General features: G+C 68.9%; 27 protein-coding genes. 14 read left to right on the top strand and 13 right to left on the bottom strand.

The window, feature by feature from the left end; genetic code table 11:
- Nucleotides 1–17: 17 nt before the first annotated feature.
- Both ACFQQC_RS03785 and timA read right to left on the bottom strand, forming a co-directional pair.
- On the bottom strand, nt 18–1,103 hold the full coding sequence (locus tag ACFQQC_RS03785) for an MltA domain-containing protein (RefSeq protein WP_376860846.1): 1,086 nt from the start codon (nt 1,101–1,103) through the stop codon (nt 18–20).
- Nucleotides 1,104–1,153: 50 nt separating this feature from the next.
- Nucleotides 1,154–1,792 carry a TIM44-related membrane protein TimA gene (gene timA / locus ACFQQC_RS03780; protein ID WP_376859834.1) on the bottom strand — a complete coding sequence of 213 codons (639 nt, stop codon included), beginning with the start codon at nt 1,790–1,792 and terminating at the stop codon, nt 1,154–1,156.
- A gap of 184 nt (nt 1,793–1,976) precedes the next feature.
- On the opposite strand from timA, the gene secB reads away from it, so the two are divergent.
- Nucleotides 1,977–2,495 carry a protein-export chaperone SecB gene (gene secB, locus ACFQQC_RS03775; RefSeq protein WP_376859832.1) on the top strand — a complete coding sequence of 173 codons (519 nt, stop codon included), beginning with the start codon at nt 1,977–1,979 and terminating at the stop codon, nt 2,493–2,495.
- A gap of 109 nt (nt 2,496–2,604) precedes the next feature.
- Here secB and dnaQ read toward each other — a convergent pair whose 3' ends face one another.
- The 5 genes from dnaQ to ACFQQC_RS03750 are packed head-to-tail and all read right to left on the bottom strand — an operon-like array spanning nt 2,605 to nt 6,221.
- Nucleotides 2,605–3,324, bottom strand: coding sequence for a DNA polymerase III subunit epsilon (gene dnaQ, locus ACFQQC_RS03770; RefSeq protein ID WP_376859830.1), 720 nt, complete (start codon nt 3,322–3,324; stop codon nt 2,605–2,607).
- Nucleotides 3,325–3,329: 5 nt separating this feature from the next.
- Nucleotides 3,330–3,971 carry a dephospho-CoA kinase gene (gene coaE / locus ACFQQC_RS03765; protein ID WP_376859828.1) on the bottom strand — a complete coding sequence of 214 codons (642 nt, stop codon included), beginning with the start codon at nt 3,969–3,971 and terminating at the stop codon, nt 3,330–3,332.
- Nucleotides 3,968–4,765 carry a shikimate dehydrogenase family protein gene (locus ACFQQC_RS03760; protein WP_376859826.1) on the bottom strand — a complete coding sequence of 266 codons (798 nt, stop codon included), beginning with the start codon at nt 4,763–4,765 and terminating at the stop codon, nt 3,968–3,970. The genes coaE and ACFQQC_RS03760 overlap by 4 nt, the downstream gene beginning before the upstream one ends.
- Nucleotides 4,762–5,358 carry a Maf family protein gene (locus ACFQQC_RS03755; RefSeq protein WP_376859824.1) on the bottom strand — a complete coding sequence of 199 codons (597 nt, stop codon included), beginning with the start codon at nt 5,356–5,358 and terminating at the stop codon, nt 4,762–4,764. The genes ACFQQC_RS03760 and ACFQQC_RS03755 overlap by 4 nt, the downstream gene beginning before the upstream one ends.
- Nucleotides 5,352–6,221 (bottom strand): pyruvate, water dikinase regulatory protein, encoded by an 870-nt coding sequence (locus tag ACFQQC_RS03750; protein ID WP_376859822.1) that lies wholly within the window; start codon nt 6,219–6,221, stop codon nt 5,352–5,354. The genes ACFQQC_RS03755 and ACFQQC_RS03750 overlap by 7 nt, the downstream gene beginning before the upstream one ends.
- Before the next feature lie 508 nt (nt 6,222–6,729).
- On the opposite strand from ACFQQC_RS03750, the gene hemE reads away from it, so the two are divergent.
- The 4 genes from hemE to rho all read left to right on the top strand — a co-directional run bounded on the left by hemE (nt 6,730) and on the right by rho (nt 10,934).
- On the top strand, nt 6,730–7,776 hold the full coding sequence (gene hemE, locus ACFQQC_RS03745; RefSeq protein ID WP_376859820.1) for a uroporphyrinogen decarboxylase: 1,047 nt from the start codon (nt 6,730–6,732) through the stop codon (nt 7,774–7,776).
- Nucleotides 7,773–8,834: a ferrochelatase gene (gene hemH, locus ACFQQC_RS03740; protein ID WP_376859818.1), complete on the top strand. Its 1,062-nt coding sequence runs from the start codon at nt 7,773–7,775 to the stop codon at nt 8,832–8,834. The genes hemE and hemH overlap by 4 nt, the downstream gene beginning before the upstream one ends.
- Entirely contained in the window at nt 8,831–9,301 is a 471-nt protein-coding gene (locus tag ACFQQC_RS03735; protein ID WP_376859816.1) for a CopD family protein, read from the top strand. Before hemH ends, ACFQQC_RS03735 begins: the two co-directional genes overlap by 4 nt.
- A gap of 226 nt (nt 9,302–9,527) precedes the next feature.
- On the top strand, nt 9,528–10,934 hold the full coding sequence (gene rho, locus ACFQQC_RS03730) for a transcription termination factor Rho (RefSeq protein ID WP_376859814.1): 1,407 nt from the start codon (nt 9,528–9,530) through the stop codon (nt 10,932–10,934).
- Between the two features lie 235 nt (nt 10,935–11,169).
- On the opposite strand, the gene ACFQQC_RS03725 is transcribed toward rho, so the two are convergent.
- Nucleotides 11,170–12,171 (bottom strand): quinone oxidoreductase family protein, encoded by a 1,002-nt coding sequence (locus ACFQQC_RS03725; protein WP_376859813.1) that lies wholly within the window; start codon nt 12,169–12,171, stop codon nt 11,170–11,172.
- 63 nt (nt 12,172–12,234) lie between these two features.
- On the opposite strand from ACFQQC_RS03725, the gene ACFQQC_RS03720 reads away from it, so the two are divergent.
- The 7 genes from ACFQQC_RS03720 (at nt 12,235) to ACFQQC_RS03690 (ending at nt 18,384) form a co-directional block, all read left to right on the top strand.
- Entirely contained in the window at nt 12,235–12,468 is a 234-nt protein-coding gene (locus ACFQQC_RS03720; protein ID WP_376859811.1) for a DUF6489 family protein, read from the top strand.
- Nucleotides 12,465–13,769, top strand: a complete 1,305-nt coding sequence (gene mnmE, locus ACFQQC_RS03715; RefSeq protein WP_376859809.1) for a tRNA uridine-5-carboxymethylaminomethyl(34) synthesis GTPase MnmE — start codon at nt 12,465–12,467, stop codon at nt 13,767–13,769. Before ACFQQC_RS03720 ends, mnmE begins: the two co-directional genes overlap by 4 nt.
- A gap of 207 nt (nt 13,770–13,976) precedes the next feature.
- Nucleotides 13,977–15,833 (top strand): tRNA uridine-5-carboxymethylaminomethyl(34) synthesis enzyme MnmG, encoded by a 1,857-nt coding sequence (mnmG, locus tag ACFQQC_RS03710; RefSeq protein WP_376859808.1) that lies wholly within the window; start codon nt 13,977–13,979, stop codon nt 15,831–15,833.
- A gap of 53 nt (nt 15,834–15,886) precedes the next feature.
- Nucleotides 15,887–16,453 (top strand): 16S rRNA (guanine(527)-N(7))-methyltransferase RsmG, encoded by a 567-nt coding sequence (rsmG, locus tag ACFQQC_RS03705; protein WP_376860844.1) that lies wholly within the window; start codon nt 15,887–15,889, stop codon nt 16,451–16,453.
- The gene (locus ACFQQC_RS03700) at nt 16,443–17,255 is read left to right on the top strand and encodes a ParA family protein (protein ID WP_376859806.1); all 813 of its coding nucleotides are present in this window, start codon (nt 16,443–16,445) and stop codon (nt 17,253–17,255) included. The genes rsmG and ACFQQC_RS03700 overlap by 11 nt, the downstream gene beginning before the upstream one ends.
- 30 nt (nt 17,256–17,285) lie before the next feature.
- The gene (locus ACFQQC_RS03695) at nt 17,286–18,173 is read left to right on the top strand and encodes a ParB/RepB/Spo0J family partition protein (RefSeq protein ID WP_376859804.1); all 888 of its coding nucleotides are present in this window, start codon (nt 17,286–17,288) and stop codon (nt 18,171–18,173) included.
- 25 nt (nt 18,174–18,198) lie between these two features.
- The gene (locus ACFQQC_RS03690) at nt 18,199–18,384 is read left to right on the top strand and encodes a hypothetical protein (RefSeq protein WP_376859802.1); all 186 of its coding nucleotides are present in this window, start codon (nt 18,199–18,201) and stop codon (nt 18,382–18,384) included.
- Between the two features lie 7 nt (nt 18,385–18,391).
- Here ACFQQC_RS03690 and holA read toward each other — a convergent pair whose 3' ends face one another.
- The 4 genes from holA to ACFQQC_RS03670 all read right to left on the bottom strand — a co-directional run bounded on the left by holA (nt 18,392) and on the right by ACFQQC_RS03670 (nt 23,019).
- The gene (holA, locus tag ACFQQC_RS03685; RefSeq protein WP_376859800.1) at nt 18,392–19,444 is read right to left on the bottom strand and encodes a DNA polymerase III subunit delta; all 1,053 of its coding nucleotides are present in this window, start codon (nt 19,442–19,444) and stop codon (nt 18,392–18,394) included.
- Nucleotides 19,441–19,929 carry an LPS assembly lipoprotein LptE gene (lptE, locus tag ACFQQC_RS03680; RefSeq protein ID WP_376859799.1) on the bottom strand — a complete coding sequence of 163 codons (489 nt, stop codon included), beginning with the start codon at nt 19,927–19,929 and terminating at the stop codon, nt 19,441–19,443. Before lptE ends, holA begins: the two co-directional genes overlap by 4 nt.
- Nucleotides 19,926–22,481, bottom strand: a complete 2,556-nt coding sequence (gene leuS / locus ACFQQC_RS03675) for a leucine--tRNA ligase (protein WP_376859797.1) — start codon at nt 22,479–22,481, stop codon at nt 19,926–19,928. The genes lptE and leuS overlap by 4 nt, the downstream gene beginning before the upstream one ends.
- 64 nt (nt 22,482–22,545) lie before the next feature.
- Nucleotides 22,546–23,019 (bottom strand): DUF3576 domain-containing protein, encoded by a 474-nt coding sequence (locus ACFQQC_RS03670; RefSeq protein ID WP_376859795.1) that lies wholly within the window; start codon nt 23,017–23,019, stop codon nt 22,546–22,548.
- A gap of 335 nt (nt 23,020–23,354) precedes the next feature.
- Here ACFQQC_RS03670 and ACFQQC_RS03665 point away from each other — a divergent pair, with 335 nt between their 5' ends.
- The gene (locus ACFQQC_RS03665; RefSeq protein WP_376859793.1) at nt 23,355–23,747 is read left to right on the top strand and encodes an NtrZ family periplasmic regulatory protein; all 393 of its coding nucleotides are present in this window, start codon (nt 23,355–23,357) and stop codon (nt 23,745–23,747) included.
- On the opposite strand, the gene ACFQQC_RS03660 is transcribed toward ACFQQC_RS03665, so the two are convergent.
- Nucleotides 23,748–24,398: a thiamine phosphate synthase gene (locus tag ACFQQC_RS03660; protein ID WP_376859791.1), complete on the bottom strand. Its 651-nt coding sequence runs from the start codon at nt 24,396–24,398 to the stop codon at nt 23,748–23,750.
- On the opposite strand from ACFQQC_RS03660, the gene ACFQQC_RS03655 reads away from it, so the two are divergent.
- The gene (locus ACFQQC_RS03655) at nt 24,397–25,098 is read left to right on the top strand and encodes a YggS family pyridoxal phosphate-dependent enzyme (RefSeq protein ID WP_376859789.1); all 702 of its coding nucleotides are present in this window, start codon (nt 24,397–24,399) and stop codon (nt 25,096–25,098) included. The two genes, ACFQQC_RS03660 and ACFQQC_RS03655, sit on opposite strands and share 2 nt — an antisense overlap.
- Nucleotides 25,099–25,101 lie beyond the last annotated feature (3 nt).

Genomic DNA, 25,101 nt, shown 5'->3' with positions numbered 1-25,101 from the left:
CAGCGCCGGGGTCTGACCTAGCGTCGGGGAACCAGCCGCCACATGCGCAGGGGATGGCGGACCGCTCCGGCCTCCTCGCCCGCCGCATCGCCCCGGCCCATGTAGAGGTCGGCGCGCACGGGGCCGCGAATGGCGGAGCCCGTGTCGAGGGCGACCACCAGCCCCTGATAGCTGCCGCGCGCGCCGGCCAGATTGCCGCCGTCGGCGCGAATCCAGACCAGATCGCCATAGCGCCAGTGGGTCGGATCGACCGCGATGGAGCGGCGGGCGGGCAGGGGAACGCCGGCGGCGCCGGCCGGATCGCCGCCGTCATCCGGGTCCAGCTTGAAGAAGATGTAGCGCGGGTTCAGCGCCATCACCGCGCGGGCCTCGGCCCCGCGATGCGCGGCCAACCAGCCCCGGATCGCCTCGCCCGAGGTGCCGTTCTGCGGCAGCAGGCCCTGCCGGGCCATCGGAGTGGCGATGCCGACGAAGGTCTGGCCATTGTCGGCGGCATAGGCGGCGCGCGCCTTGGACCCATCCTCGAAGGTCAGGTAGCCCGACCCCTGGATCTGCATGAAGAACAGGTCCTCGGCCCGCATCCAGGCCAGGGTTTCGGTCGGCGGCGCGGCCTCGATCTCGGCGCGCGGCGGCAGGGTCTGGCCGCGACGCCAGCCGGCGGGCGCGGCCAGCACCGGCATGTCGAACTCGGCCGTCTGGGTCCGGCGCGCCGGATACTCCGGAGCGAAATAGGAGGTCAGCAGACCGTCGCGGCCGTTCGTCTCCTGCTCGACCACGGTGAAGCCAGCCTCGAAGAAGGCGCGGGCCATCGACGGCGTGACCGGACGCGAGGTCTGACGGATGTGCTGGGCCCGGTCGCACTGGGCGCGGACGGCGCTGTCGCGGGACACCCGGCATCCGTCGGCGAAGGCGTTGAAGGCGGCGAGGTGGTCTTCCTCGTCCCAGCCGGGCAGGGCCGCCGGGCTGGTTCCCGCCGCCGGCGACGGCGCCGGGTCCAGCGGTCGCGGCGGCTCGGGCTGCGGCCGGGTCGGCGCAGGCGGGGCGGTCGGAGACGGGGGCGTCACCGGCGGCCGGGTGGCGCAGGCCGCCAGAAGCGTCACCATAAGGGCGAAGACCGCGCCCTGAATGTTCACGGCGCGGCGGGCGGTCACGATCAGGCCGAGGCCGCTTCTGTCCGGGCCAGGACCCAGTTCGGGTCGTTGGCGCCCAGGGTCCGCTCGAAGGTCCAGAGCTCGGCGACACGACCTTCATCGACCACGGGCTCGGCCGAGGCATCGGCGGCGGTGGTCGTGGTGCGCAGCTCGGCCAGGAAGCGGACCTTGGCGATGGCGCGGCTTTCCTCGGCCGTGGCCAGCTCCAGATCCGCCCGGGCGGGATGGACGAACTCGACGCTGGAGGTTTCGCCCCGGGCTTCGCGGGCCGCGATCCCGGCGTCGAACGACGCCATGACGTTGGGCGTCAACAGCGGCTTCAGCGTTTCGCGATCGCCGGCGGCGTAGGCGCGCACGATGCTTTCATGCGCGGCGCGGGCGCCGTCCAGGAAACGGACCGGGTCAAAGGCCGGGTCGCGGGCCTTCAGACCGGCGATGGAGGCCAGGGTCACGGCGTCCAGCACATTGCGGCCCTGCGGCCCTGTGGCGGGATCCGCCTGACCGTTCGGCGCAGGCGGCTGGGCGCGAGCGTCTTCCTCGGGCTGACGGCCGACCTTCTTGCCCAGCACATTGTAGAGCTGGAACAGGACGAAGGCCGCAATGACGGCGAAGATGACGATCTGGACCGAAACCGGGGGCACGGGACATCCTTGGCAAGCGCCGGGGACCGACGCGGAACATGACGATTAGGGGCTGATATAGGGCCATGCAAGGCGAAGCGCCGCCCCCGTTGGGCGAGCGTCGTTGCCGCAGGGGGTGCTGCATGGTAGTCGCCACCCCATCCGGGCCTGTGCCCGACCCACATTCCAGACAGATTTTCCACCCATGACCGACGCTGTTCCGCCCGCCGACGCCAACCCCGCCGCGACCCCCGACGCGACCGGCGGCCAGCCGCAGGGCCCGGGTTTCCGCATCGTCGCCCAGTATGTGAAGGACCTGTCCTTCGAAAACCCGAAGGCGCCGGACAGCCTGCGCATCGACGGCAAGCCGGGCATCGACATGGGCGTCGAAATGAACGCCGCGGGCCGTCAGGACGGCCTGTTCGAGGTTGAACTGCGCCTGTCGATCAAGGCCTCGACCGAGGCGATGGCCGTCTTCCACGTCGAGCTGGTCTATGGCGGCCTGTTCGCCCTGCAGGGCGTGTCGGAGCAGGACATTGAGCCGATGCTGCTGATCGAATGCCCGCGCTACCTGTTCCCGTTCGCCCGCGAGATCATCGCCCGCGCGACCTCGGACGGCGGCTTCTACCCGCCCTTCATGCTGGACCCGATCGACTTCGCGGCCATCTACGTCGCCCGCCAGCAGCAGATCGCCCGCGGCCCGGCCGAAACCGGCCAAGCTTAAGGCTCGAGGGAGTAGGGAGTAGGGCGTAGGAATTAGTCGGACTATCTGGTCCGGGCGCCTGCGCCACTACTCCCTAATTCCTAAGCCCTATCTCCCTGAAAGGCGTTCGTCAGGCGGCGGGCGCCTTTTCCAATTCCAGACCATAGCCCTCCCAGAGGGAGTGGTCCTTCAGGGTCGCCAGCAGGAAGGCGGCGTGGGCGGCGCGCTCCTCGTCGGTCGAGCGCGGGGCCAGCGGTCGCGGGCGGGCGCCCAGGGCGGCGGCGACCACCGGGCCGGAGGCGGCGGTGACCCGCGTGGTGGACAGATCCAGTCGCCGTTCCTTGCCGCCGCGCAGCTCCAGATAGACCTCGGCCAGCAGACGGGCGTCGATCAGGGCGCCGTGGAAGGTCCGGTCCGCCAGGCTGACCTTGAATCGCTTGCACAGGGCGTCCAGCGAGTTGGGCATGCCCGGAAACTTCTTCTGGGCCAGCTGCAGGGTGTCGATCCAGCGGTCGCCGGGGATCAGCGGATGGGCGATCCGCCCGTATTCGAAGTCGATGAAATTCCGGTCGAACTGGGCGTTGTGGGCGATCACCGGCGCGTCGCCGATGAAGTCCGACAGCTCCTGAACGATCTCCGCGAACTTGGGCGCATCCTTGACCTTATCGTCGGTGATCCCGTGCACCCGGATGGCGTCCGGCGGGATCAGCCGCTCCGGATTGACCAGCGTATGATAGGTCCGGCCCGTCGGCAGCAGGTCCATGATCTCGATACAGCCGACCTCGATCAGCCGGTCGCCGGTCTTCGGGTCGAAGCCCGTGGTTTCCGTATCCAGAACGATCTCGCGCATGACCCTTAATGGGGCCGTTCGGGCGTTTTCGGAAGGGCGCGACGGGGCGGCGTCCACCCTTCGGACAGGACTGTCCCCACGATTTCATCCACCTGACGCCGGGCGGCCTCCAGCCCCTGTCCGGTCTCGACCACGAAGTCGGCGCGCGCGCGCTTTTCGGCGTCGGGCGTCTGGCGGGCGAGGATGGCCTCGAAGCGTTCGCGGGTCATGCCGGGCCGGGCCAGAACCCGTTCGGCCTGCACCTCCGGCGGGGCGCTGACCACGACCACCGCATCGACAGAGGCGTCGCCGCCGGTCTCGAACAGCAGGGGGATGTCCAGCACAGCCAGTTTCACGCCCCGCTCGCGGGCGGCGATCAGGTCATCGGCCCGGCCCTGCGCCACCAGCGGATGGACGATGGCCTCCAGCCGTCTGAACGCCTGATCGTCGCGGCCCAGGGCCTCGGCCAGCCGGGTGCGATCGACGGCGCCGTCCACGACCACGCCGGGGAAGGCCGCGCTGATCGGTTCGACGGCCGCGCCGCCGGGGGCATAGAGCCGGTGCACCGCCTCGTCGGCATTCCAGACCAGGGCGCCTTGGTCGGCGAACATGGCCGTGGTGGTCGACTTGCCCATGCCGATGGAGCCGGTGAGACCGAGCAGGATCATGCGGTCTCTCCCAGCCGGGCCAGAACGGCGGCGCGCACATCGACCGGCGGCGGCGTCCTGCCGAAGAAGGCCTCGAACGACGGCACGGCCTGACCGATCAGCATGGCGAGGCCATCGACGGTGGTCAGGCCCCGCGCCCGTCCGGCGGCCAGGAAGGGCGTCACCAGCGGCTTGTAGGTCATGTCCATCAGAACGGTGTCGGACCGAAGCACAGCGACGTCGATTTCGGGCGGGACGCTGAGGGCGTTGACGATCAGGGCGGCGTCCCGAAGGTCATCGGGTGTGGCGATCGTGCTGCCCAGTTCGACGGCCAGGGTCTCGGCGCGGGCGAGGGTGCGGTTCAGCACCGCGACCTCGGCTCCGGCGGCCTTCAAGGCCACGACCGCGGCGCGGGCGGCCCCGCCGGCGCCCAGCACCACGACCCGCGCGCCGGACGGATCAAGGGCCGGCGCCTGTTCGGACAGGGCCAGCATCAGGCCGCGCCCGTCGGTGCTGTCGGCGGACAGACGACCGTCCGCGAAGACCAGACGATTGGCGGAGCCACAGGCGCGGGCGACCGGGCTGACCTCATCCGCGGCGGCCAGGGCCTGTTCCTTGAACGGGGAGGTGACGTTCAGGCCCCCCAGCTTTCCGGCCCGACCCTCGGCGATCAGGGCGGCGAATCCGGCCTCGTCGGCGGGACCGAAGGCCTCATAGGTCGCATCCAGCCCGGCCGCCTCGATCCACAGGCCGTGGATCAGGGGGCTGAGCGAATGGCTGATCGGCTGACCGGCGACCCCGGCGCGGATCGTCATGCGATCAGCACCCCGGTGCGGCGCAGCTCGGCCAGAACCGGCCACAGGGGCATGCCCAGGACGGTGAAATAGTCGCCGTCGATGCGGTCGAACAGCTGGGAGCCCATGCCCTCCAGCTTGTAGGATCCGACGCTGGACAGCAGGCCCTCGCCCTCGCGCGCCAGATAGGCGTCCAGGAAGGCGTCGGAGAAGTCACGCATCTGCATGGCGGCGGTGTCCACGCCGGACCAGACGATCTGGCCATTGCGGGCCAGTGCCGCGCCGGAATGCAGATGATGGGCCTTGCCGCGCATGGCCGACAGGCGGGCGCGGGCCTCGTCCAGCGACTTTGCCTTGGAGATCAGGCCGCCGTCGAAGGCCAGGGTCTGGTCCGCGCCCAGCACCCAGGCGTCGGCGTCATGGCGCGAGACGGCCAGCGCCTTCACCCGGGCCAGTTCGACGGCCAAGCCGGCGGCGTCGGCGGGATCGTGGATCGCCTTGACCGCATCCTCGTCCACATCGGCGACTTGAACGGCGAACGGCACGCCGGCGTTGTCCAGCATGGCGCGACGGGCGGCGCTCTTTGACGCCAGGATCAGTCTCTCGCCTACCATGAGGCGGCGGCCCGGCGCGTGCGGCGCTCGTTCAGCACATTGATGATGGCGGCGGCGGTTTCCTCGACCGAGCGGCGGGTCACGTCGATGACCGGCCAGCCGCGCCGTTCGAAGGCCCGGCGCGCCTTGACCGTCTCCTCGCGCACCGAGTCATGGTCGATATAGGTCGAGGCATGGCTGGCGTTCAGCCCGTCCAGCCGGTTGCGGCGGATCTGGACCAGCCGGTCCGGCGACACCGTCAGGCCGATGACCAGCGGGTTCTTCAGCTTGGTCAGCCGCTCGCCGTCTTCCTGGTTGGTGACCAGCGGCACATTGGCGGCGCGGATGCCACGGTGGGCCAGATAGATGCAGGTCGGGGTCTTGGACGTGCGGGACACGCCGCACAGGATGACATCGGCGGTCTCCAGCTGCTCCGCCGTGCCCTGGCCGTCGTCATGGGCCATGGCGAAGTCGAGCGCTGCGATCCGGTCGAAATACTCATTGCTCAGCGCGTGCTGGGCGCCGACGCGGGGCGCGAGCGCGGCGCCGAGATAGCGGGACAGGACGGTTTCCAGCGGATCCAGCGCCGCGATCTGGGGCATATCCAGCTTGCGGCAGCCTTCCTCCAGCTGCTCGCGCAGCTCCCGGTCCACCAGGGTGTGGAGAACCACGCCCGGGGCGGCGGCGATCTCCTCCAGCACCCGCTCCATCTGCCGGTCCGAGCGGACCAGCGCATAGATGTGCTCGATGGGGATGACGCCGTCGAAACGCGCCACCACGGCCTTGGCCATGGCGTTCAGGGTTTCGCCGGTCGAGTCCGAGACCAGATGCACATGGAAATAGGTGGCCAGCTTCGACGCGCCGGCGGGACGGGCAGGGCTCATCAGCGCAGACTCATCGGGATAAGCGGTCCGTTCAACGGGGACTCCTGTGGAAAGGCCGGGGCGCCGTTCGGTTCATGGCCGGGCGCCGATCTCTATAGCCGTCCCCGTCCGGGGTCGCGAGCGGGATGAAGGTGGACGACCGGAGCCGTCTTCAGACCGTTCATCCACCGGCGCCCCGTTCCGACCGGACAGCTTGTGGAGGAACCGGACTCGATGAAACCGGCGCCCAGGCCGGTCTGGGCCGTAAAGCCCCGGAAACCCCCGCTGTTAAGGTCTTGTTAATGGTTATCCCCGGTATCGACAGGCGCCACCGGGTCTGTCGATCGCCCTGTGACTGATATCCGGACAAGTCGTCCGGGGACGGCTTGATCCGCCGACTTGTCCCCGTTCTCCCCGGCCCAACCCACTTCCTTCCACCCTTTTCAAATTTGAATGTTTGGGAAGGGAAAGGGTGCGACACAGGCCCGGGCTTGAGCCTGTCCCCGCCCCCCGGTAAGCCGACGATCAAATGACGACTTCGCCCGACACCCCGCTGTTCCTGAAAGCCCTGGCCGGGGAGACGACGGCGCGTCCGCCGGTCTGGTTCATGCGTCAGGCCGGGCGCTACCTGCCGGAATACCGGGCGCTTCGGGCGACGACACCGGGCTTCATCGAGTTTTGTCACGACCCTGAGAAAGCCGCCGAAGCGACGCTTCAGCCGATGCGCCGGTTCGGCTTTGACGCGGCCATCGTGTTCGCCGACATCCTGCTGATCCCGCGAGCACTGGGCCAGGATGTGTGGTTCGAGGCGGGGGAGGGACCCCGGCTGGGCGAGATGCCGTCGGTCGAGGCCATGCGGGACAAGGCCGAGGGGGCCGGTGAGGCCCTGTCCTCCATCGGTCAGACCCTGAGTCTGGTCCGCGAGCAGTTGGACCCGTCCAAGGCCTTGATCGGCTTTGCGGGCGCGCCGTGGACGGTGGCGACCTATATGCTGGACGGCGTGGCCCGGACCATCGGCAAGGGTGAGCGGGCGCAGGCCCGGACCTATGCCTATGCGGAGCCGGAGAAGGTCGCGGCGGTTCTGGACGTGCTGGTCGAGGCGACGGCCCATTATCTGAAGATGCAGGCCGACGCCGGGGCCCAGACCCTGAAGATCTTCGAGAGCTGGGCCGAGGGTCTGCCGGACGATCTGTTCGAAAGCCTGGTCCTGCAGCCGCATATCAAGCTGGTGAAGCGGGTGCGCGAACTGGGCGTCACCGTGCCCCTGATCGGTTTCCCGCGGGGCTCGGCGGCCCTGGCCGAACGCTATGCGCGCGAGGTCGAGGTGCAGGGCGTGGCGCTGGACACCGCCTGTCCGCTGCCGGTCGGTCAGGCCGTGCAGAAGATCAAGACCATCCAGGGCGCGCTCGATCCCCTGTTGCTGCGCGCCGGCGGGCCGCTGCTGGACCGGCGGGTGGACCAACTGCTCGAGGCTTGGGGGCAGGGGCCGTGGATCTTCAACCTCGGCCACGGGATTATGCCGGACGTGCCCATCGCGCACGTCGAGCAGGTGCTGAAGCGGATCGGCGCGCAGTGACCGAGGTCGTGGGGACTGGTTTGAAGGGCCGCCGTATCGCCGTCGTCCTGTTCAATCTGGGCGGGCCGGACGATCAGGCCTCCGTGAAGCCCTTCCTGTTCAACCTGTTCAACGATCCGGCCATCATCGGCCTGCCGGGCCTGTTCCGAACCCCGCTGGCGAAGCTGATCTCCAGCCGCCGTGAAACCAGCGCCCAGGTCAACTACGCCCTGATGGGCGGCGGTTCGCCCCTGCTGCCCGAGACCCGGAAGCAGGCCGATGCGCTGGAGGCGGCAATGGCTGTGCGCCTCCCGGACGATGAGGTGAAGGCCTTCATCGCCATGCGATACTGGCATCCGCTGACGGAAGAGACCGCCGCCGACGTCGCCGCCTTTGGGCCGGATGAGATCGTGCTTCTGCCGCTCTATCCGCAGTTCTCGACCACCACGACGGAAAGCTCGCTGAAGCGCTGGAACGAGGTCTATGCCGGTTCTGGCGTCAGTCGCACCGTCTGCTGCTGGCCGGAAGCGCCCGGCTGGGTGGCGGCGCAGGCCGAGCTGATCCGGGGCAAGCTGGCCGAGGCTGGAGACAGGCCGGTCCGCGTCCTGTTCTCGGCCCATGGCATCCCCGAGGTGCTGGTCGAGAAGAAGGGCGATCCCTATCAGGAGCAGGTCGAGAGCACCTGCGCCGCCGTGGCCAAGGCTGCGGGTCTGACGGACTGGGCCATCTGCTACCAGAGTCGGGTCGGGCCGATGAAATGGCTGGGGCCGTCGACTATCGAGGCGCTGGAGCAGGCGGCGAAGGACGGCGTCGGCGCGGTGGTGGTTCCCATCGCCTTCGTCTCGGAACACGTCGAGACCCTGGTCGAGCTGGATATCGAGTACGGCGAGCTGGCCCATGGCTTGGGCGTTTCGCCCTATCTGCGTGTGCCCGCGGTCGGTGTAACGGCGGCCTTCATTGAGGAACTGGCCGGGGCGGCGGTCGGGGCGCTTGCGCGAACCGGCGTCGCGCCGCACGGTCCCGGTTGTCGCGCGGACTGGAAGGCCTGCCCGCGCACCTGCGAGCGGAGAGCGGCGTGAACACCTATGACGTGGTCCGGGGCCTGCACATCCTGGCGGTGATCGCCTGGATGGCCGGCATGCTCTTCCTGCCGCGCCTGTTCGCCTATGACGCCGAACAGAACGCCAAGGCCGAGCCGCTGAAGAGCGAGATGCAGGGCCTGCTGCGCGTCTGGCAGACCCGCCTGCTGCGCATCATCATCAACCCGGCCATGATCCTGGCCTTCATCTTCGGCGCATGGCTGTTCTGGCTGCGCAGCGGCGAGGGCGCCGACTGGAGCTTCGCCCATCAGCCGTGGATGGTGACCAAGCTGATCGGCGTCTTCCTGCTGGCCGGCTGGCACGGCTTCCTGGCCGGGCAGCGCAAGAAGATCGCCGCCGGGACCTCGAAATACTCGGGCCGGTTCTGGCGCATGACCAATGAGATCCCCTTCGTCCTGGCCATCATCATGGTGCTGTCGGTGACGACGGAGTGGACGCTGGGCTGACCCCGCCCCATCTGTCCCGCTTGACCTGACCCCCGGAAGCGTGGTTTCGCTGGACGCGAACCGGTCCTGGCCCTCTGCCGGACGGTCCCTCTCTCCTCGCGATGCCTGCCGGATCGACCCTGCGGGACCCCATCGCACCTCCTGCCGGCCGCAAGGCCAACACCGCCAGCCTGACCCGACCTCGCGCCGCGAGCGTCCGGGCGTGCACGCCAAGAAGTAGACTCCCATGACCGACGTCCGCGACACCGATCCGACCGCGCCCGAGACCGAAACCCTCGACGAAGCCTCCAATGAGGTGTCCGCCGCCGACCTGCCGATGGTCGATCAGGAGGCCGACGAGGACGAGGACGGCGAGCCGATCGTCCCGAATGGCCGCATCACCCTGGCCGAGCTGAACGCCAAGACGCCGGAAGACCTGGTCGCCTTCGCCGAGGGCCTGGAGGTCGAGAACGCCTCGAACCTGCGCAAGCAGGACCTGCTGTTCGCCATCCTCAAGGCCCTGGCCGAGGAAGAGGTCGAGATCATCGCCGACGGCGTGCTGGAAATCCTGCCGGACGGCTTCGGCTTCCTGCGCAGCCCGGACGCTAACTATCTTCCGGGTCCGGATGATATCTACGTCTCGCCGTCGCAGATCCGCCGCTTCGGCCTGCGCTCGGGCGACACCATCCACGGCGCCGTCCGCGGCCCGCGCGAGGGCGAGCGCTACTTCGCCCTGCTGAAGGTCGACACCATCAATCTCGAAGACCCCGAGATGGTGAAGACCAAGGTCCTGTTCGACAACCTGACCCCGCTCTATCCGGAAGAGCGGATCCACATGGAGATCCAGGACCCGACCCTGAAGGATCGCTCGGGCCGGGTCATCGACATCGTCGCCCCGCTCGGCAAGGGCCAGCGCTGCCTGATCGTCGCCCCGCCGCGCGTGGGTAAGACGGTCATGCTGCAGAACATCGCCAAGTCGATCGAGCGCAACCACCCGGAAGTCTTCCTGATCGTCCTGCTGATCGACGAGCGCCCGGAAGAAGTGACCGACATGCAGCGCACGGTGAAGGGCGAGGTCATCGCCTCGACCTTCGACGAGCCCGCCACCCGCCACGTCGCCGTCGCCGAAATGGTGATCGAAAAGGCCAAGCGTCTGGTCGAGCACAAGAAGGACGTCGTGATCCTGCTGGACTCGATCACCCGTCTGGGCCGCGCCTACAACGCCACCGTCCCGTCGTCGGGCAAGGTGCTGACCGGTGGTGTCGACGCCAACGCCCTGCAACGTCCGAAGCGCTTCTTCGGCGCCGCGCGGAACGTGGAGCAGGGGGGGTCGCTGACCATCATCGCCACCGCCCTGATCGACACCGGCTCGCGCATGGACGAGGTGATCTTCGAAGAGTTCAAGGGCACCGGTAACTCGGAAATCGTCCTGGACCGCAAGGTCGCCGACAAGCGCATCTTCCCGGCCATCGACGTGCTCAAGTCGGGCACCCGCAAGGAGGACCTCATCACGCCGAAGGACCAGCTGGCCAAGACCTATGTCCTGCGCCGCATCCTCAACCCGATGGGTCCGCAGGACGCGATCGAGTTCCTGCTCGACAAGCTGCGCCAGTCGAAGAACAACGGCGACTTCTTCCAGTCGATGAACACCTGACCGGCGACCGCCGGACTGAAAGACGAAGGGCCCCGGAGCGATCCGGGGCCCTTTTGTTTTTGTTGCTATCGTCATCCCGGGGGCGCTCGCAGAGCGAACCCCGGGACCCAGCGGCGCCGCGACGGCGGCGAAACACTGAAGGTCGAGGTTGAGGCTGTGGCGCTCCCGACAGGTTCGCGCTCTCGCGCGCCGCTGGGTCCCGACTTTCGTCGGGATGACGATAGCGGGAGGGCGCTTACGGGATCAGCAGCGTCGAGCCGGTTGTCTTCCGCCCGGCCAAGGCCTCATGCGCCTCGCGCACGTTCGCCAGCGGGAAGGTCTGGCCGATCTCGACCTTGACCGCGCCGGAGCGGATGGCGGCAAACAGGGCGGCGGCGCTGGGGTCGAGTTCTTCCACCGTGGCGACATAGTCGAACAGGGTCGGGCGGGTGACATAGAGCGAGCCGCCGCGCGACAGGCGGAGCGGATCGAACGGCGGCACCGGGCCCGAGGCATTGCCGAACAGGACCAGGGTCCCGCGCCGCTTCAGGCTGGCCAGCGAGGCCTCGAAGGTATCCTTGCCGACCGAGTCATAGGCGACGGCGACGCCCCGGCCTTCGGTGATCTTGCGAACGCGGGCGGCCACATCCTCGCGGTCGTAGAGGATGGCGTGGTCGCTGCCGTGGGCGCGGGCGAGTTCGGCCTTGGCCTCCGATCCGACCGTGCCGATGACCGTGGCGCCGAGCGACTTGGCCCATTGGCCCAGGATCAGGCCGACCCCGCCGGCGGCGGCATGGAGCAGGATCTCGTCGCCCTGTTTCACGTGAAACGCGCGGTTGACCAGAAACTCGGCGGTCATCCCCTTGAGCATGACGGCGGCCGCGACCTCGAGAGAGATGTCGTCCGGCACGGCGACAGCGGCGGTCTCCGGCATCAGGTGGAACTGGCTGTAGGCGCCGACCGGGGCGGTGGCGGTGGCCACCCGGTCGCCGACCTTGAACCGGGTCACGCCCTCGCCGACCGCCTCGACCACGCCCGCGGATTCCTTGCCGAGGCCGGAGGGGAGGGGCAGGGGGTAGAGGCCGGTGCGCTGGTAGATGTCGATGAAGTTCAGGCCGATCGCGACGTTGCGGATCAGGATCTCGCCCGGGCCGGGGGAGGGGACGGGGACCTCGACCAGCTCCAGCACTTCCGCCCCGCCATGACGATCGAAACGGACGGCGGACTGGGTCGAGGCCAAGGTCAGGGGGAGGGACATGCTCGGGTTCCTTTGGCAGGCCGGATTGGTCTAGGACTGTCCCTGACAGATTGGAGCGATCCCATGAAAATCAACGTCGAGATCGACTGCACCCCCGCCGAGGCGCGGGCCTTCCTCGGCCTGCCGGACGTGACCCCGCTGAACGACGCCATGGTCGCCGAGATGCAGAAGCGTATGGAGGCCAATGTCGCCGCCATGCAGCCCGAGGAACTGATGAAGACCTGGACCAGCTTCGGCCTTCAGGCCCAGGACCAGTTCCGCCGCCTGATGGAAGGGGCGGTGGGCTCCGCCAAGTGACCGACACCATCTTCGCCCTCGCCACCCCGCCAGGCCGGGGGGCGATCGCCATTGTGCGGCTGAGCGGGCCCGGCACCGATGAGGCTCTGACCGGTCTGGGCGCCGGCGGGCTGAAAGCGCGGATGGCCTCGCTGCGGACCCTGACCCATGAGGGCCGGGCAGTCGATCAGGCGCTGGTCCTGCGCTTCCCCGGACCGAACTCCTATACCGGCGAGGACTGCGCCGAACTGCATCTGCACGGGGGTCGGGCGGTGGTCGAGGCGGCGTCGAAGGCGCTGGTTGGGCTCGGCCTGCGCCCCGCCGATCCGGGGGAGTTCACCCGCCGGGCCTTCGAGAACGGGCGGATGGATCTGGCCCAGGCCGAGGCCGTGGCCGACCTGATCGACGCCGAGACGACGGCCCAGGCGGCGCAGGCCCTGGGGCAGCTGGATGGGGCGTTGGGCGCGGCCTATGCCGGGTTCCGCCGGGATCTGCTGAAGGCCCTGGCCCTCGTCGAGGCCGAGATCGACTTCCCGGACGAGGAGGTGCCGGACAATCTGGCGCGCACGGCAGGGCCGGTTCTGGACGGTTTGATCGCCGATCTGAAGGGCGCCCTGGCCGACGCCGGTCGGGGCGAGCGGGTGCGCGAGGGCTATCGTATCGTCCTGATCGGCGAGACCAATGCCGGCAAGTCGTCGCTGTTCAATGCGCTGGTCGCGCGCGAGGCGGCCATCGTGACGCCCATCGCCGGGACGACGCGCGATGTGCTGGACGCCGATCTGGTCATCGGCGGCTACGCGGTGACCCTGTCCGACACGGCGGGTCTGCGCGACAGCGACGATCCGGTCGAGGCCGAGGGCGTGCGCCGGGCGCGGGTCCGGGCGGACCAGGCCGAGCTGCGACTGTGGGTCCGGGCGCCGGGCGATGTCGACGGGGTGGCGGCGGAGTATGCGCGACCGGGCGATCTGGTCGTGCTGACCAAGGCCGACCTCGGCGCGGCGTCGATCACGGACCGCGAGGCGCTGACCGTCAGCACCACGACGGGGGAGGGGATGGCGGCCCTGCATGACTGGATCGCCGCCCGTCTGGCGCGTGATCTTTCCGGCGCGGACTTCCCGGCGGTCACCCGTGAACGCCACCGCCGTCGTCTGGAGGAGGCGCTGGTTTCCGTCGAAGCGGGACGCCGGGCGCTCGATCTGGCGCCGGAGATGGCGGGGGATGATCTGCGTCGGGCGGCGGAAGCCTTGGCGCGGGTGACCGGCGCCATCGGGGTCGAGGACATTCTGGGCGAGGTCTTCTCGACCTTCTGTATCGGGAAGTGAACTGACCGGACGCCTCCACCATGCTTCGCCCGTGAGCTTCGCATGGTCCCCCTCCCCACTACGTGGAGAGGTGAGGACGCGGTTCACCTCTCCACGTAGTGCGGAGGTGGCTCGACGGCGAAGCCGGAGAGACGGAGGGGTTGTTTCACGTGAAACGCCCTCACGGCGCCGGTGGAAATTCCGCCCGGTTTCGACTATCTCCCGGCGATGAAATCCTTTGATGTCATTGTCATCGGCGGCGGGCACGCCGGGTGCGAGGCCGCGGCCGCCTCGGCGCGCACGGGCGCGCGCACCCTGCTGCTGACCCAGAAGCTTGAGACCATCGGCGAGATGTCCTGCAACCCGGCCATTGGCGGCCTGGGCAAGGGCCATCTGGTGCGCGAGATCGACGCCTTGGACGGCGTCATGGGGCGGCTGGGCGATGTGTCCGGAATCCAGTTCCGCCTGCTGAACCGCTCCAAGGGGGCGGCGGTGCAGGGACCGCGCAGCCAGATCGACCGCCGCCTGTACCGCGAGGCCATGCAGGCCGAGCTGGCGCAGACCCCGAACCTCGAACTGATGGCCGGGACCGCCGAAAGCCTGATCCGCGAGGGCGACCGGGTGACCGGCGTGGTCACCGACAGCGGCGAGACCCTGTCGGCCGCCGCGGTCGTGCTGACGACCGGCACCTTCCTGAACGGGGTCATTCACAAGGGCGACGAGCGGACTCCGGCGGGCCGTCACGGCGAGGCGCCGTCGACCGGTCTGGCTGCTGACCTGTACGGCGCCGGCCTGCAGATGGGCCGTCTGAAGACGGGCACCCCCGCGCGTCTCGACGGCCGGACCATCGCCTGGGATCGGCTGGAGCATCAGGCGGCAGACGCCGAGCCTGTGCCGTTCAGCTTCCTGACCGACCGGATCGATGTGCCCCAGATCACCTGCGGCGTGACCCACACGACGGAAGAGACCCACCGGATCATCGCCGAGAACCTGGGCGAAAGCGCCGTCTACGGCGGTCACCTCTCCGGACGTGGCCCCCGCTACTGCCCCTCGATCGAGGACAAGGTGGTGCGGTTCGCTGACAAGACTTCGCATCAGATCTTCCTCGAGCCCGAGGGGCTGGATGATCCGACCGTCTATCCGAACGGCATTTCGACCTCGGTTTCGGGCGCGACCCAGCTGGCCTTCCTGCGCACCATCCCGGGTCTGGAGCAGGTCGAGGTGTTCCGCTTCGGCTATGCGATCGAATACGACTATGTCGATCCGCGTGAACTGAGCCCGGCGCTGGAAGTGAAGAAGCGGCCTGGCTTGTATCTGGCCGGCCAGATCAATGGCACGACCGGTTATGAGGAGGCGGGGGCCCAGGGGCTAATGGCCGGGCTGAATGCCGCCCGCGCGTCGGCCGGGAAGGACCCGATCATCTTCGGCCGGGATCAGGCCTATATCGGGGTGATGATCGACGATCTGGTCACCAAGGGTGTGACCGAGCCCTACCGGATGTTCACCAGCCGGGCGGAATACCGCCTGACCCTGCGCGCGGATAACGCCGATCAGCGGCTGACCCCCTTGGGCGTCGAGGCCGGTGTCGTCGGCGCACGGCGGGCCGAAGCCTTCGCAGCCAAAGCGGCCGAACTGGCCGCGGCGACCGCTGTTTCACGTGAAACACTGTTCACGCCCAAGGAGGCGGGCGAACTCGGCATCCGGGTGAACGCCGATGGCCAGCGCCGGTCGATCCGCGATCTGCTGTCCTTCCCGGGCGTGACGCTGGACACCTTCCTGCCGGTGCGGCCCGAGATCGCCGACTGGTCACCGCAGGTGCGTGAGCAGATCACCATTGATGCGGGCTACGCCGGCTATCTGGACCGCCAGGCCGCCGACGCCGAGGCCCTGCGCCGGGAGGAGGCGCTCGCCCTTCCGGTCGACCTCGACTACGCCGCCATCGGCAGCCTGTCGAACGAGGTCAAGGAGAAGCTGAGCCGCGTTCAGCCTCGGACCCTCGGACAGGCCGGCCGGATCGAGGGCATGACCCCGGGCGCCCTGACCGCCCTGCTGTCCCATGTAAAAAAGGCCAAGGTTGAAGCGTGAGCACCTATGACGCCGCCGCCTTCCAGGCGGAGTTCAACGCCACCCCCGCGCAGATGGGGGATCTGGCGCGTTTTGTCGTTCGGCTGACCGAGGCCAATGCGGTGATGAACCTGATCGGGCCGGACACCCTGCCGGATGTCTGGGGGCGACATTTCCGGGATTCCGCCCAGCTTCTCGACATGGCGCCGGAGGCGAAGACCTGGGCCGACCTCGGCGCCGGCGCCGGCTTCCCGGGGGTGGTTCTGGCCATCATGCTCAAGACCGATCCGAAGTCGCACGTCTGGCTGATTGATAGCTTGGGCAAGCGCTGCCGCTTCCTGCAGGAGGTGGTCGATGCCCTGTCCCTGCGTGCGACGGTCATCAACGGTCGGGCTGAGGAGAACGCGGTCACGGTGAACGTCGTCACCGCCCGCGCGGTGGCGCCGATGGAAAAGCTGCTCGGCTATGCACAGCCTTATCTACAGCGGGGCGCCCGCGGGCTGTTCCTGAAGGGGGAAAAGGCAGAGGTCGAGGTGGCGGAAGCCCGCCGGGTCTGGCAATTTGAATCCGACCTCTCCGTCTCGCGCAGTGACCCGCGCGGCCGTATCGTATCCGTCCGGAGCCTCCGCCGTGCGCGCTGAGAAGAAAACCCGCGTCCTCGCCGTTTCCAACCAGAAGGGCGGGGTGGGCAAGACGACCACTGCGATCAATCTGGGCACCGCCTTGGCCGCCATCGGCGAGAAGGTGCTGATCGTGGACATGGACCCGCAGGGCAATGCCTCGACGGGTCTGGGTGTTCCACGTGAAACACGCCGGGTGACCATCTATGACGTGGTGGTGGACAACCGCTCGGTCGATGACGCCGCCGTGCAGACGACGGTGCCGGGCCTGTTCATCATTCCGGCCGACGCCGACATGTCGGGCGTGGAGATCGAGCTGAGCCAGGCCGATCGCCGCTCCTTCCGCCTGCGCGACGCCTTGGCGGCGCAGGGCCGGGACGGGCAGACCCGGTATGACTACGTCCTGATCGACTGCCCGCCGTCGCTGAACCTGCTGACCCTGAACGCCATGGCTGCGGCGGATGCCGTTCTGGTGCCGCTGCAGTGCGAGTTCTTCGCGCTGGAGGGCCTGACGCAGCTGATGAAGACCGTCGACATGGTCCGCCAGAGCCTGAACCCGGCGCTGGAGATCCAGGGCCTTGTCCTGACCATGTACGACCGCCGCAGCGCCCTGTCGGGTCAGGTGGCCAACGATGTGCGCAACCATTTCGGCGACAAGGTCTATGACAGCGTCATTCCGCGCAATGTGCGGGTGGCCGAGGCGCCGTCATTCGGCAAGCCGGCGCTGATCTACGACCTGAAATGCGCGGGCAGTCAGGCCTATCTGAGGCTGGCCCGTGAGGTGGTGGCGCGTGAGCGCAAGCGCCTCAAACAGGCCGCCTGAGTCCAGAATTAGAAGAACGGAAACAGTATCTTGAGCGAACGTCAGCGCGGTCTCGGCCGGGGATTGTCGGCCCTTCTGGGAGAGCAGGCGGCGGAAGCCGTGGCCGTGGACGGCTCGCCGCCGCCCGCCGGCGTGCGCATCGTGCCGATCGAGAGCCTGAAGCCGAATCCGGACCAGCCGCGCAAGATCTTCACGCCGGAGATCCTCGAGGAGCTGTCGACCTCGATCCGCGACAAGGGCGTGCTGCAGCCGATCCTGGTGCGCTCGCAGCCGGGCGAGGATGGGGTCTGGCAGATCATCGCCGGTGAACGCCGCTGGCGCGCCTCGCAGATGGCCCGCCTGACCGAGGTGCCGGTCGTCGTTCGCGAGATGGACGATGTCGAGGTCTTCGAGGTCGCCATCATCGAGAACGTCCAGCGCGCGGACCTCAATCCCCTGGAAGAGGCCGACGCCTATCGCCAGCTGATGAACCGCTTCGGCCGGACGCAGGACGCGGTGGCCGGCATCGTCGGCAAGAGCCGCAGCCATGTGGCCAACACCCTGCGCCTGCTGCAGCTGCCGGACGAGGTGCTGGACTATGTGCGCGACGGACAGATGAGCGCGGGTCACGCCCGGGCCCTGATCAACACCGTCAATGCTGGTGATCTGGCCGACCAGATCGTTCGCGAGGGGCTGAACGTCCGTCAGGCCGAGGCGCTGGCGCGCCGTTCGGCGGAAGGGCCCAAGCCGGCTAAGGCCGGAGCGGCCCGAGGGGAGGGCGAAGGCTCGGCCGACGTCGCCGCGCTGGAGCAGGATCTGGCCGACGCCCTGGGCCTGAAGGTCCAGCTGGCCGACAAGGGCGGCAAGGGCGAGATCACCATCCGCTACGCCACGCTGGAACAGCTGGACGACCTCTGCCGCCGCCTGATGCGGGGCTAAGGTCTGCGTGTGTTAGGATCCGGGCATGACTGACAAGCCGACCAATCCCACCGCCGAAGCGATGAAGAAGGCGCTGGCGGCCAAGAAGGCGGGCGCCTCGTCTCCGTCGAGCGGCGGCTTCAAGCCTGCCCAGCACGCCGAAAAGGCCATGGCCCACCAGAGCAGCGCGGCCAACAAGCCGGCCTTCCGCAAGGCGTCGAAGCGGGGCTAGGGCCGCCCTAGAGCCCCAGTCGCCGCGCCCGCGAGGATATCTCCAGGATCAGCCGTTCGGCGATCAGCTGGTCGGGGGAGCCCGTGGTCTTGGTTGCGACGTCGGCGGCGTTGACGCTCTCCAGCACCTTGTCGAGGTCTTCCAGACGCCAGAGGCGGGCCTGACGCAGCATCTCGGCCTCCTGCTTCCAGAACACGCCGGCGGCCTTGGCGGCCTCCTTGGCGTTGGCTCCATTGCCCTGCAGGATGTTGATCCGCCTCAGCTTTCCGAGGTGGATCGAAGCTTGTCTCACGGCCATGACAGGGCTCTCGCCCTCGGCGAAGGCGCGGCGCAGGCCCGACTGGGCGGGGGCGGGACGGCCGCCGAAGGCCTGCAGGGCGGCGTCCTGCAGGGAGGCGTCCGGCTCGACGCCCAGATGCTGTTCCAGCTCGGCGGTGTCGATGGTGCGGCCGCTGCCCGGACCGATGTAGAGGATCAGCCGCTCGATCTCCTGCCGCATCAGGCCGCGCTCGCGGGGCAGGCGGGAGACGAAGCGGTCCAGAGCGTCCTGCGTCAGCCCGACCTTGTCGCCGGCCAGCGCTTCGCGGGTCATGCGGGCGACGTCGCCGGTTTCGTCCTCGTAGCAGGCGATGCCGACGGCGGCCTTGTCGGCCTCGGCGGCCTTGCGCAGGGCGGAATCCCGGCCCAGCGCCCCGGCCTCGATGACCAGCATGCAGTCGGGGTTGAAGTCGCCGGCGGCGTGGCTCTTGAGCGCCGCCGCCAGCATCTTGTCGATGGACGCCTTCTCGTTGGACAGGCGCACGCGGACCAGACGACGGCCGCCGATCATGCTGAGCGCGGTCAGGGCCTCGTCCAGCTTGGCCTCGTCGCCGTCGATGTCGCTGTCCGTCAGGACGGTGACGTTGAACGGGTCGTTCAGGTCCGGGGTGATCGCCTTGCACAGAATCTCGGCCCGCTCGGCGACGCCGGAACGGTCCTTGCCGTGGATGACGGCGGCCCGGACGGCCTTGTCCGGGGCCTTGAGGAAGCGATCGACCTCGGGCCGCTTCGCCAGGATCACGGGTTGGACAGGGTCCGGAGGAGGTCCAGCCGGATCAGCCGGGCCAGTTCCGCCGCCGCCCGCTCCTCGCCGTCCTGCTGGGCGGCGATGGCGGCGTAGGGCTGGTCGGCGGCGGCGTAGCTGGTGGTGACCGTCTCGATGCCGGTGACCGGCGCGCCGCCGTTGACGGGCGTCAGGGTCCAAGCGCCGCGCACCGTCAGCTCGTAACGGGTGGCGGTGTCATCGATCCGGCGGCCCATGGGGCGGCGCGACTGCTCGATGGTGGTCTCAAGCCGCCACAGGGGCGCCTGCGAGCCGTCGCGGCCGAGCGCGTCTTCCAGCTGCTCGCGCACCCGGTAGCCCAGACGGTCATCCTGGGTGGTGACGGAAATGCGCGACAGCGAACCGCCGGCGCCCATGTCGCCATACAGGGGCGTGAAGCCGCAGGCCGACAGTCCCGTCAGCGAGACAACGGCCAGGGCGAGGGCGGCGAGGCGGGCCCTCATCCGGCGACGACCACGTTGACGATGCGGTCCTTGACCACGACGATCTTCTTCACGGTCAGACCCTCCAGTCGCGCCTGAACGTCCGGATCGGCCAGGACGAGGGCTTCGACCTCCGCCGGCTCCAGACCCCGGGCGACGCGGATTTCGCCGCGGCGCTTGCCGTTGACCTGGATGGGCAGGACGACCTCGTCATCAGCCGCCAGCGCCGGATCATAGACCGGCCAGGGCGCGTCCAGGATCATCCCCTCTTCGCCCAGCCGCGTCCAGCCTTCCTCGGCCAGGTGCGGCGTGAAGGGCGCGACCAGTCGCAGCAGGGCCGACAGGGCCTGACGACGGGCGTCGCCGCCGGCCTTCTGGTGATCGCGCACGGTGGCGACGAAGGCGTAGAGCTTGGCGATGGCCGAGTTGAAGCGGAAGGCGGTGATGCCCTCGCTGACGGCCTTGATGGCCTTGTGGGTCTCGCGCAGCAGGGCGGTGTTGGCCTCGGGCTCGCCGGCGAAGGCGGGGTCATAGCCGTCGACCTCGGCCCAGACACGCTGGACGAAGCGGCTGGCGCCCTCGACGCCGCCGGGGGTCCATTGTACGTCCCGCTCGGGCGGGCTGTCCGACAGGACGAACAGGCGGCCGGCGTCGACGCCATAGGTGTCGACGATCTCCTGCGGGGCGACGACGTTCTTCTTGGACTTCGACATCTTCTCGATGTCGCCGATGGTCAGGGTCTCGCCGGTCGACAGCTGACGGGCGGAGCGGACGCCGTTGTCGTTGGTCAGGTCCACATCAGTCGGCTCGACCCAGGCGCCGTCGGCGCGGCGGTAGGTCTCGTGGACCACCATCCCCTGGGTGAACAGGCCGGCGAAGGGCTCCTTGACCGTCATCAGGCCGGCGTCGCTCAGGGCGCGGCTGACGAAGCGGGCGTAGAGCAGGTGCAGGACCGCGTGCTCGACGCCGCCGATGTACTGGTCGACCGGCAGCCAGTGGTTGGCGGCGCTGTTCGAGATCGGCTCGGCCGCGGTCGGATCCGTGAAGCGGGCGAAGTACCAGCTGGAGTCCACGAAAGTGTCCAGGGTGTCGGTCTCGCGGGTCGCATCACCGTGACACGACGGGCATTTGACGTGCTTCCAGGTCGGGTGACGGTCCAGCGGGTTGCCCGGCACGTCAAAGGTGACGTCCCTGGGCAGCTCCACCGGCAGGTCGGCGGCCGGGACGGCGCCGCACGTCTCGCAGTGGACGATCGGGATGGGGCAGCCCCAGTAGCGCTGACGGCTGACGCCCCAGTCGCGCAGGCGATAGATGGTCTTGCCCTCGCCCTCTCCGGCGGCCTCGATACGGGAGATGGCCTCGGCCTTGGCCGCCTCGATCTCCAGACCGTTCAGGAAGTCCGAATGGAAGATCGTCCCCGGGCCGGTGTAGGCCTCGGATTCAACGGCGAAATCTTCGCCAGCGCCTTCAGGTCTCACGACCGGGATAATGGGCAGGTCGTATTTGGTCGCGAACTCGAAATCGCGCTGGTCATGGGCGGGACATCCGAAGATGGCGCCGGTGCCGTAGTCGGACAGGATGAAGTTGGCGATCCAGACGGTGACCTCGCGACCGTCGAACGGATGCACCACCTTCAGGCCGGTGTTGAAGCCGATCTTCTCGGCCTGTTCGATCTCTGCCTGGGTCGAGCCGCCCTTGCGGCATTCGGCGATGAAGGCGGCGGCCTCCGGACTGGTTTCCGCCAGGGCCACGGCGACCGGGTGGTCGGCGGCGATGCCCATGAAGCTGGCGCCGAACAGGGTGTCCGGACGGGTGGTGTAGATCTCCAGACCTTCGGGCGCGGCGGCGGGGGCGTCACCGGCCCATTTCCAGGTCATCTGCAGACCCTTGGAGCGGCCGATCCAGTTCTCCTGCATCAGGCGGACCTTGTCGGGCCAGCGGCCTTCCAGTTCCTTCAGGCCCTCGATCAGGTCGTCGGCGTAGTCGGTGATGCGCAGGAACCACTGGTTCAGCTTGCGCTTCTCGACCAGGGCGCCCGAGCGCCAGCCGCGACCGTCCACGACCTGCTCATTGGCCAGGACGGTGTTGTCGACCGGATCCCAGTTGACGATCGAGTCCTTGCGATAGACCAGGCCGCGCTTGAACAGCTCCAGGAACCACGCCTGCTGCTTGCCGTAGTAGGCGGGGTCGCAGGTGGCGAACTCGCGGCTCCAGTCCAGCGAGAGGCCCAGCAGCTTCAGCTGGTCGCGCATGTTGGCGATGTTGGACCAGGTCCAGTCGCCCGGATGGATGCCGCGCTCGATGGCGGCGTTCTCGGCGGGCAGGCCGAAGGCGTCCCAGCCCATTGGATGCAGGACGTCGAAGCCCTGGGCGCGCTTCGACCGCGCCACCACGTCGCCCATGACGTAGTTGCGGGCGTGGCCCATGTGGATGTTGCCCGACGGGTAGGGGAACATCTCCAGGACGTAGTATTTCGGCTTGCCCGTGCCCTCCGTCGGAGTGCGGAAGGCGTCAGCGGCCGCCCAGCGGGCCTGCTGGCGGGGTTCGGCGGTCTTGGGCTCGTAGCGGGCCACGGGAATCCTTCAGGCATCGCTCCTTGAGGGCGCGCCTGAAGGAGGCTGTGGTCGTGAGAGTGTTTTAGCGGGCGTTCTGGAGGTTGAGCTGGCGCGCCTTGGTCAGGATCGCGTTCTCCAGATCGGTTTCCGTCTGCGCGGCGACCGGGGCGGCGACCCACTGGCCGTCGGCGGTGCGGGTTTCCTTGGTCACCGACACGTTCAGGGCGTCGGCGCGCAGGCGGGTGTCCAGGATGAAGACGGTCGCCTTGAAGCGCTCGTTCGGCGTCTGGGCGTCGGTGTACCAGTCATAATTGATCACGCCGCCCCACGGATCGGCGTTGGCCAGCGGCATGAAGGCGAGGGTATCGAGGCTGGCGCGCCACAGGAAGGCGTTGACGCCGATGCCGGTCTGGGCCGCCGCGCGGTTGTTGGCCGACGACGAACCGCCGCCGAAGACATCGCCGATGGTGGGGCCAAAGGGCCGCTCGGCCGAGCAGGCGCTCAACACGAGGCCCGAGGCGATCAGGGCGAGCGTCGCACCGCGAACCAGCACCATCGAGAGTTCTCCATTCCATCAAGGCACACGCCGGACCTTCCGTCGCATGCGCCGGCGCGCCCGTATACGGGTCTGAACCGAAGCGAGGCTCTATAACACGGTCAAAAGGGGCGATGACAAGGCACGACGCGCGAAGCGGCGCCGCATCGTGTCCGCGGCGGGGCGCGGAGACGGCGGCAGGCCTCGAAGTCGTGACGCTCGCGCCACAGGAGTCCTGTTGAGTCGCGCGGAACCGGGTTCCAGCGGCGCCGTTCCGTTGACCGTATGATCCGGTGGTGTCTAGTAGCTGGAAATAGATCTCGACGGGACGCCCGTCGTGACGCGAAGGGCAGGACATGCGCAAGAGCGCCGTCATCGCTGGACTGGTTGCGGGCCTCGGCCTGATGGCCATGGCTGACGCCGCCTCGGCCCAGACTGCCTCGCGCAATCGGGCGCCCGCCGTTTCCCTGAACGACGCCAACGCCGCCCGCAGCGCCGCGCCCGCGGCCCAGAGCCGTCTGCGCTTCACCGAGCGTGGCCGCTGGGGCCTGGACCTGAACGTGACCCAGCCGGTCGGCCGCGAGGAAAGCGCCGGTGACGTCGAGGCGGGCGCCTACTATCGCGTCAACCCGCGCCTGCGCGTCGGCGCTTCCGCTGGTCTGGCCGAGACGGAACGGGATCCGGCCCGCGCGCCGCAGACGGACCGTCCGACCGCGCGCTTCCGTCTGGAATCGATCTTCCGCTTCTGATCAGGGCCCGAAGGCCTCGCGGATCGACCCCACCCCCGCAATTCCGCACGCGCCCGAGCCGATGAGCCCGGCGGCGTTCGACGCCTTTATGCCGCCCAGGGCGTAGACGGGGACCGGCACGTCCCGCACCACCGCCCCGAAGCGCTGAAGTCCCAGCGAGGGCTTTGAAGCCGAGGCGCCGCCGGCCTCGAAGACGGGCGAGACGATCAGGGCGTCGATGCCCGTGAGCGGCGGCAGGGCGGTCAGGGCATGGAAGGCGGCGGTGATCCGCCAGTCGGGCCGCCGGGCCGCCAGGTCGGGCGCCTCGCCGATCCGGGCTTCCGGCAGATGGACCCCGTCCGCTTCAACCGCCTCGGCCAGTTCGGCGTCACGACCGATCAGTAACAGGCCGTCGCGCTTCCGGGTCGCCTCACGCAGGCGCAGGGCCGTGTCCCGGGCGTCCGGCGCGCCGAAATGGCGGTAGACGACGCCGGAGCCGACCGGCAGGCGCGCGGCCACGGTCCATGGCTCGGGCGTCCGCGCCGGATCGGTGAAGAAGAGCAGGGGCGGCAGGTTGGGCGGCGCAACGCCCGAGCCGCGGCTGACTTTCGCCGCCTCGCGGGCTAGATCACTGGCGACCCGCCACAAGGCCTCCGCGTTCGACCGGTTCATGATCTCCTCTTCCCCCGATCTCTCCATCGCGTCCAGCTTCGAGACGGTGCGTCGCAAGATCGCCCGCGCCTGCCGGATCGCCGGGCGCGATGCGGAGACGGTGACGCTGGTGGCGGTGACCAAGACCCAGCCGGATGCGGCCCTGGACGCGGCTCTGGCCGTCGGGCAGCGGGTTTTCGGCGAGAACCGGGTGCAGGAAGCGCAGGGGCACTGGACGACCCGCCGCGATACCCCCGGCCTCGAACTGCGCCTGATCGGGCCGTTGCAGACCAACAAGGCCGCCGACGCCGTGGCCCTGTTCGATGTGATCGAGACGGTGGACCGGCCGAAACTGGTCGAGGCGCTGGCGGCGGAGGCCGGAAAGTTCGGGCGCGGCCTGCGCGTGCTTGTTCAGGTCAACACCGGCGCGGAGCCCCAGAAGGCCGGCGTCCTGCCGGAAGAGGCGGACGCGCTGATCGCCCGGGCGAAGGCGGCGGGGCTGACGGTCGAGGGTCTGATGTGCATTCCGCCCGCGGACGAAGCGCCGGGCCTGCATTTCGCCCTGCTGCGCAAGATCGCGCGGCGGAACGGCCTGACCGCGCTGTCGATGGGGATGAGCGGCGACTATGAGGTCGCAATCCGCTTCGGCGCCACCCATGTGCGGGTCGGTTCGGCCCTGTTCGGGGACCGGAAACCTGCCGAAACGCCGCCTCGCGACTGAAAA

This window comes from Brevundimonas sp. GCM10030266 (assembly GCF_042666595.1).
In the GTDB taxonomy this organism is placed as follows: domain Bacteria; phylum Pseudomonadota; class Alphaproteobacteria; order Caulobacterales; family Caulobacteraceae; genus Brevundimonas.
Note: the sequence above shows the minus strand (reverse complement) of the source record. Positions and strands in the feature narration are given on the sequence as shown.

Coding starts and splice junctions, on each gene's coding strand:
- ACFQQC_RS03655 (WP_376859789.1), top strand. CDS start 24,397: ATGATCTCCTCTTCCCCCGATCTCTCCATCGCGTCCAGCTTCGAGACG.
- ACFQQC_RS03785 (WP_376860846.1), bottom strand. CDS start 1,103: ATGGTGACGCTTCTGGCGGCCTGCGCCACCCGGCCGCCGGTGACGCCC.
- ACFQQC_RS03760 (WP_376859826.1), bottom strand. CDS start 4,765: ATGACGATCCGCGCCGGGGTCGCCGGTCAGCCGATCAGCCATTCGCTC.
- ACFQQC_RS03750 (WP_376859822.1), bottom strand. CDS start 6,221: ATGAGCCCTGCCCGTCCCGCCGGCGCGTCGAAGCTGGCCACCTATTTC.
- ACFQQC_RS03660 (WP_376859791.1), bottom strand. CDS start 24,398: ATGAACCGGTCGAACGCGGAGGCCTTGTGGCGGGTCGCCAGTGATCTA.
- secB (WP_376859832.1), top strand. CDS start 1,977: ATGACCGACGCTGTTCCGCCCGCCGACGCCAACCCCGCCGCGACCCCC.
- hemE (WP_376859820.1), top strand. CDS start 6,730: ATGACGACTTCGCCCGACACCCCGCTGTTCCTGAAAGCCCTGGCCGGG.
- mnmG (WP_376859808.1), top strand. CDS start 13,977: ATGAAATCCTTTGATGTCATTGTCATCGGCGGCGGGCACGCCGGGTGC.
- rho (WP_376859814.1), top strand. CDS start 9,528: ATGACCGACGTCCGCGACACCGATCCGACCGCGCCCGAGACCGAAACC.
- dnaQ (WP_376859830.1), bottom strand. CDS start 3,324: ATGCGCGAGATCGTTCTGGATACGGAAACCACGGGCTTCGACCCGAAG.
- ACFQQC_RS03725 (WP_376859813.1), bottom strand. CDS start 12,171: ATGTCCCTCCCCCTGACCTTGGCCTCGACCCAGTCCGCCGTCCGTTTC.
- coaE (WP_376859828.1), bottom strand. CDS start 3,971: ATGATCCTGCTCGGTCTCACCGGCTCCATCGGCATGGGCAAGTCGACC.
- ACFQQC_RS03665 (WP_376859793.1), top strand. CDS start 23,355: ATGCGCAAGAGCGCCGTCATCGCTGGACTGGTTGCGGGCCTCGGCCTG.
- ACFQQC_RS03720 (WP_376859811.1), top strand. CDS start 12,235: ATGAAAATCAACGTCGAGATCGACTGCACCCCCGCCGAGGCGCGGGCC.
- lptE (WP_376859799.1), bottom strand. CDS start 19,929: ATGAGGGCCCGCCTCGCCGCCCTCGCCCTGGCCGTTGTCTCGCTGACG.
- rsmG (WP_376860844.1), top strand. CDS start 15,887: ATGGGGGATCTGGCGCGTTTTGTCGTTCGGCTGACCGAGGCCAATGCG.
- ACFQQC_RS03755 (WP_376859824.1), bottom strand. CDS start 5,358: ATGGTAGGCGAGAGACTGATCCTGGCGTCAAAGAGCGCCGCCCGTCGC.
- ACFQQC_RS03690 (WP_376859802.1), top strand. CDS start 18,199: ATGACTGACAAGCCGACCAATCCCACCGCCGAAGCGATGAAGAAGGCG.
- ACFQQC_RS03670 (WP_376859795.1), bottom strand. CDS start 23,019: ATGGTGCTGGTTCGCGGTGCGACGCTCGCCCTGATCGCCTCGGGCCTC.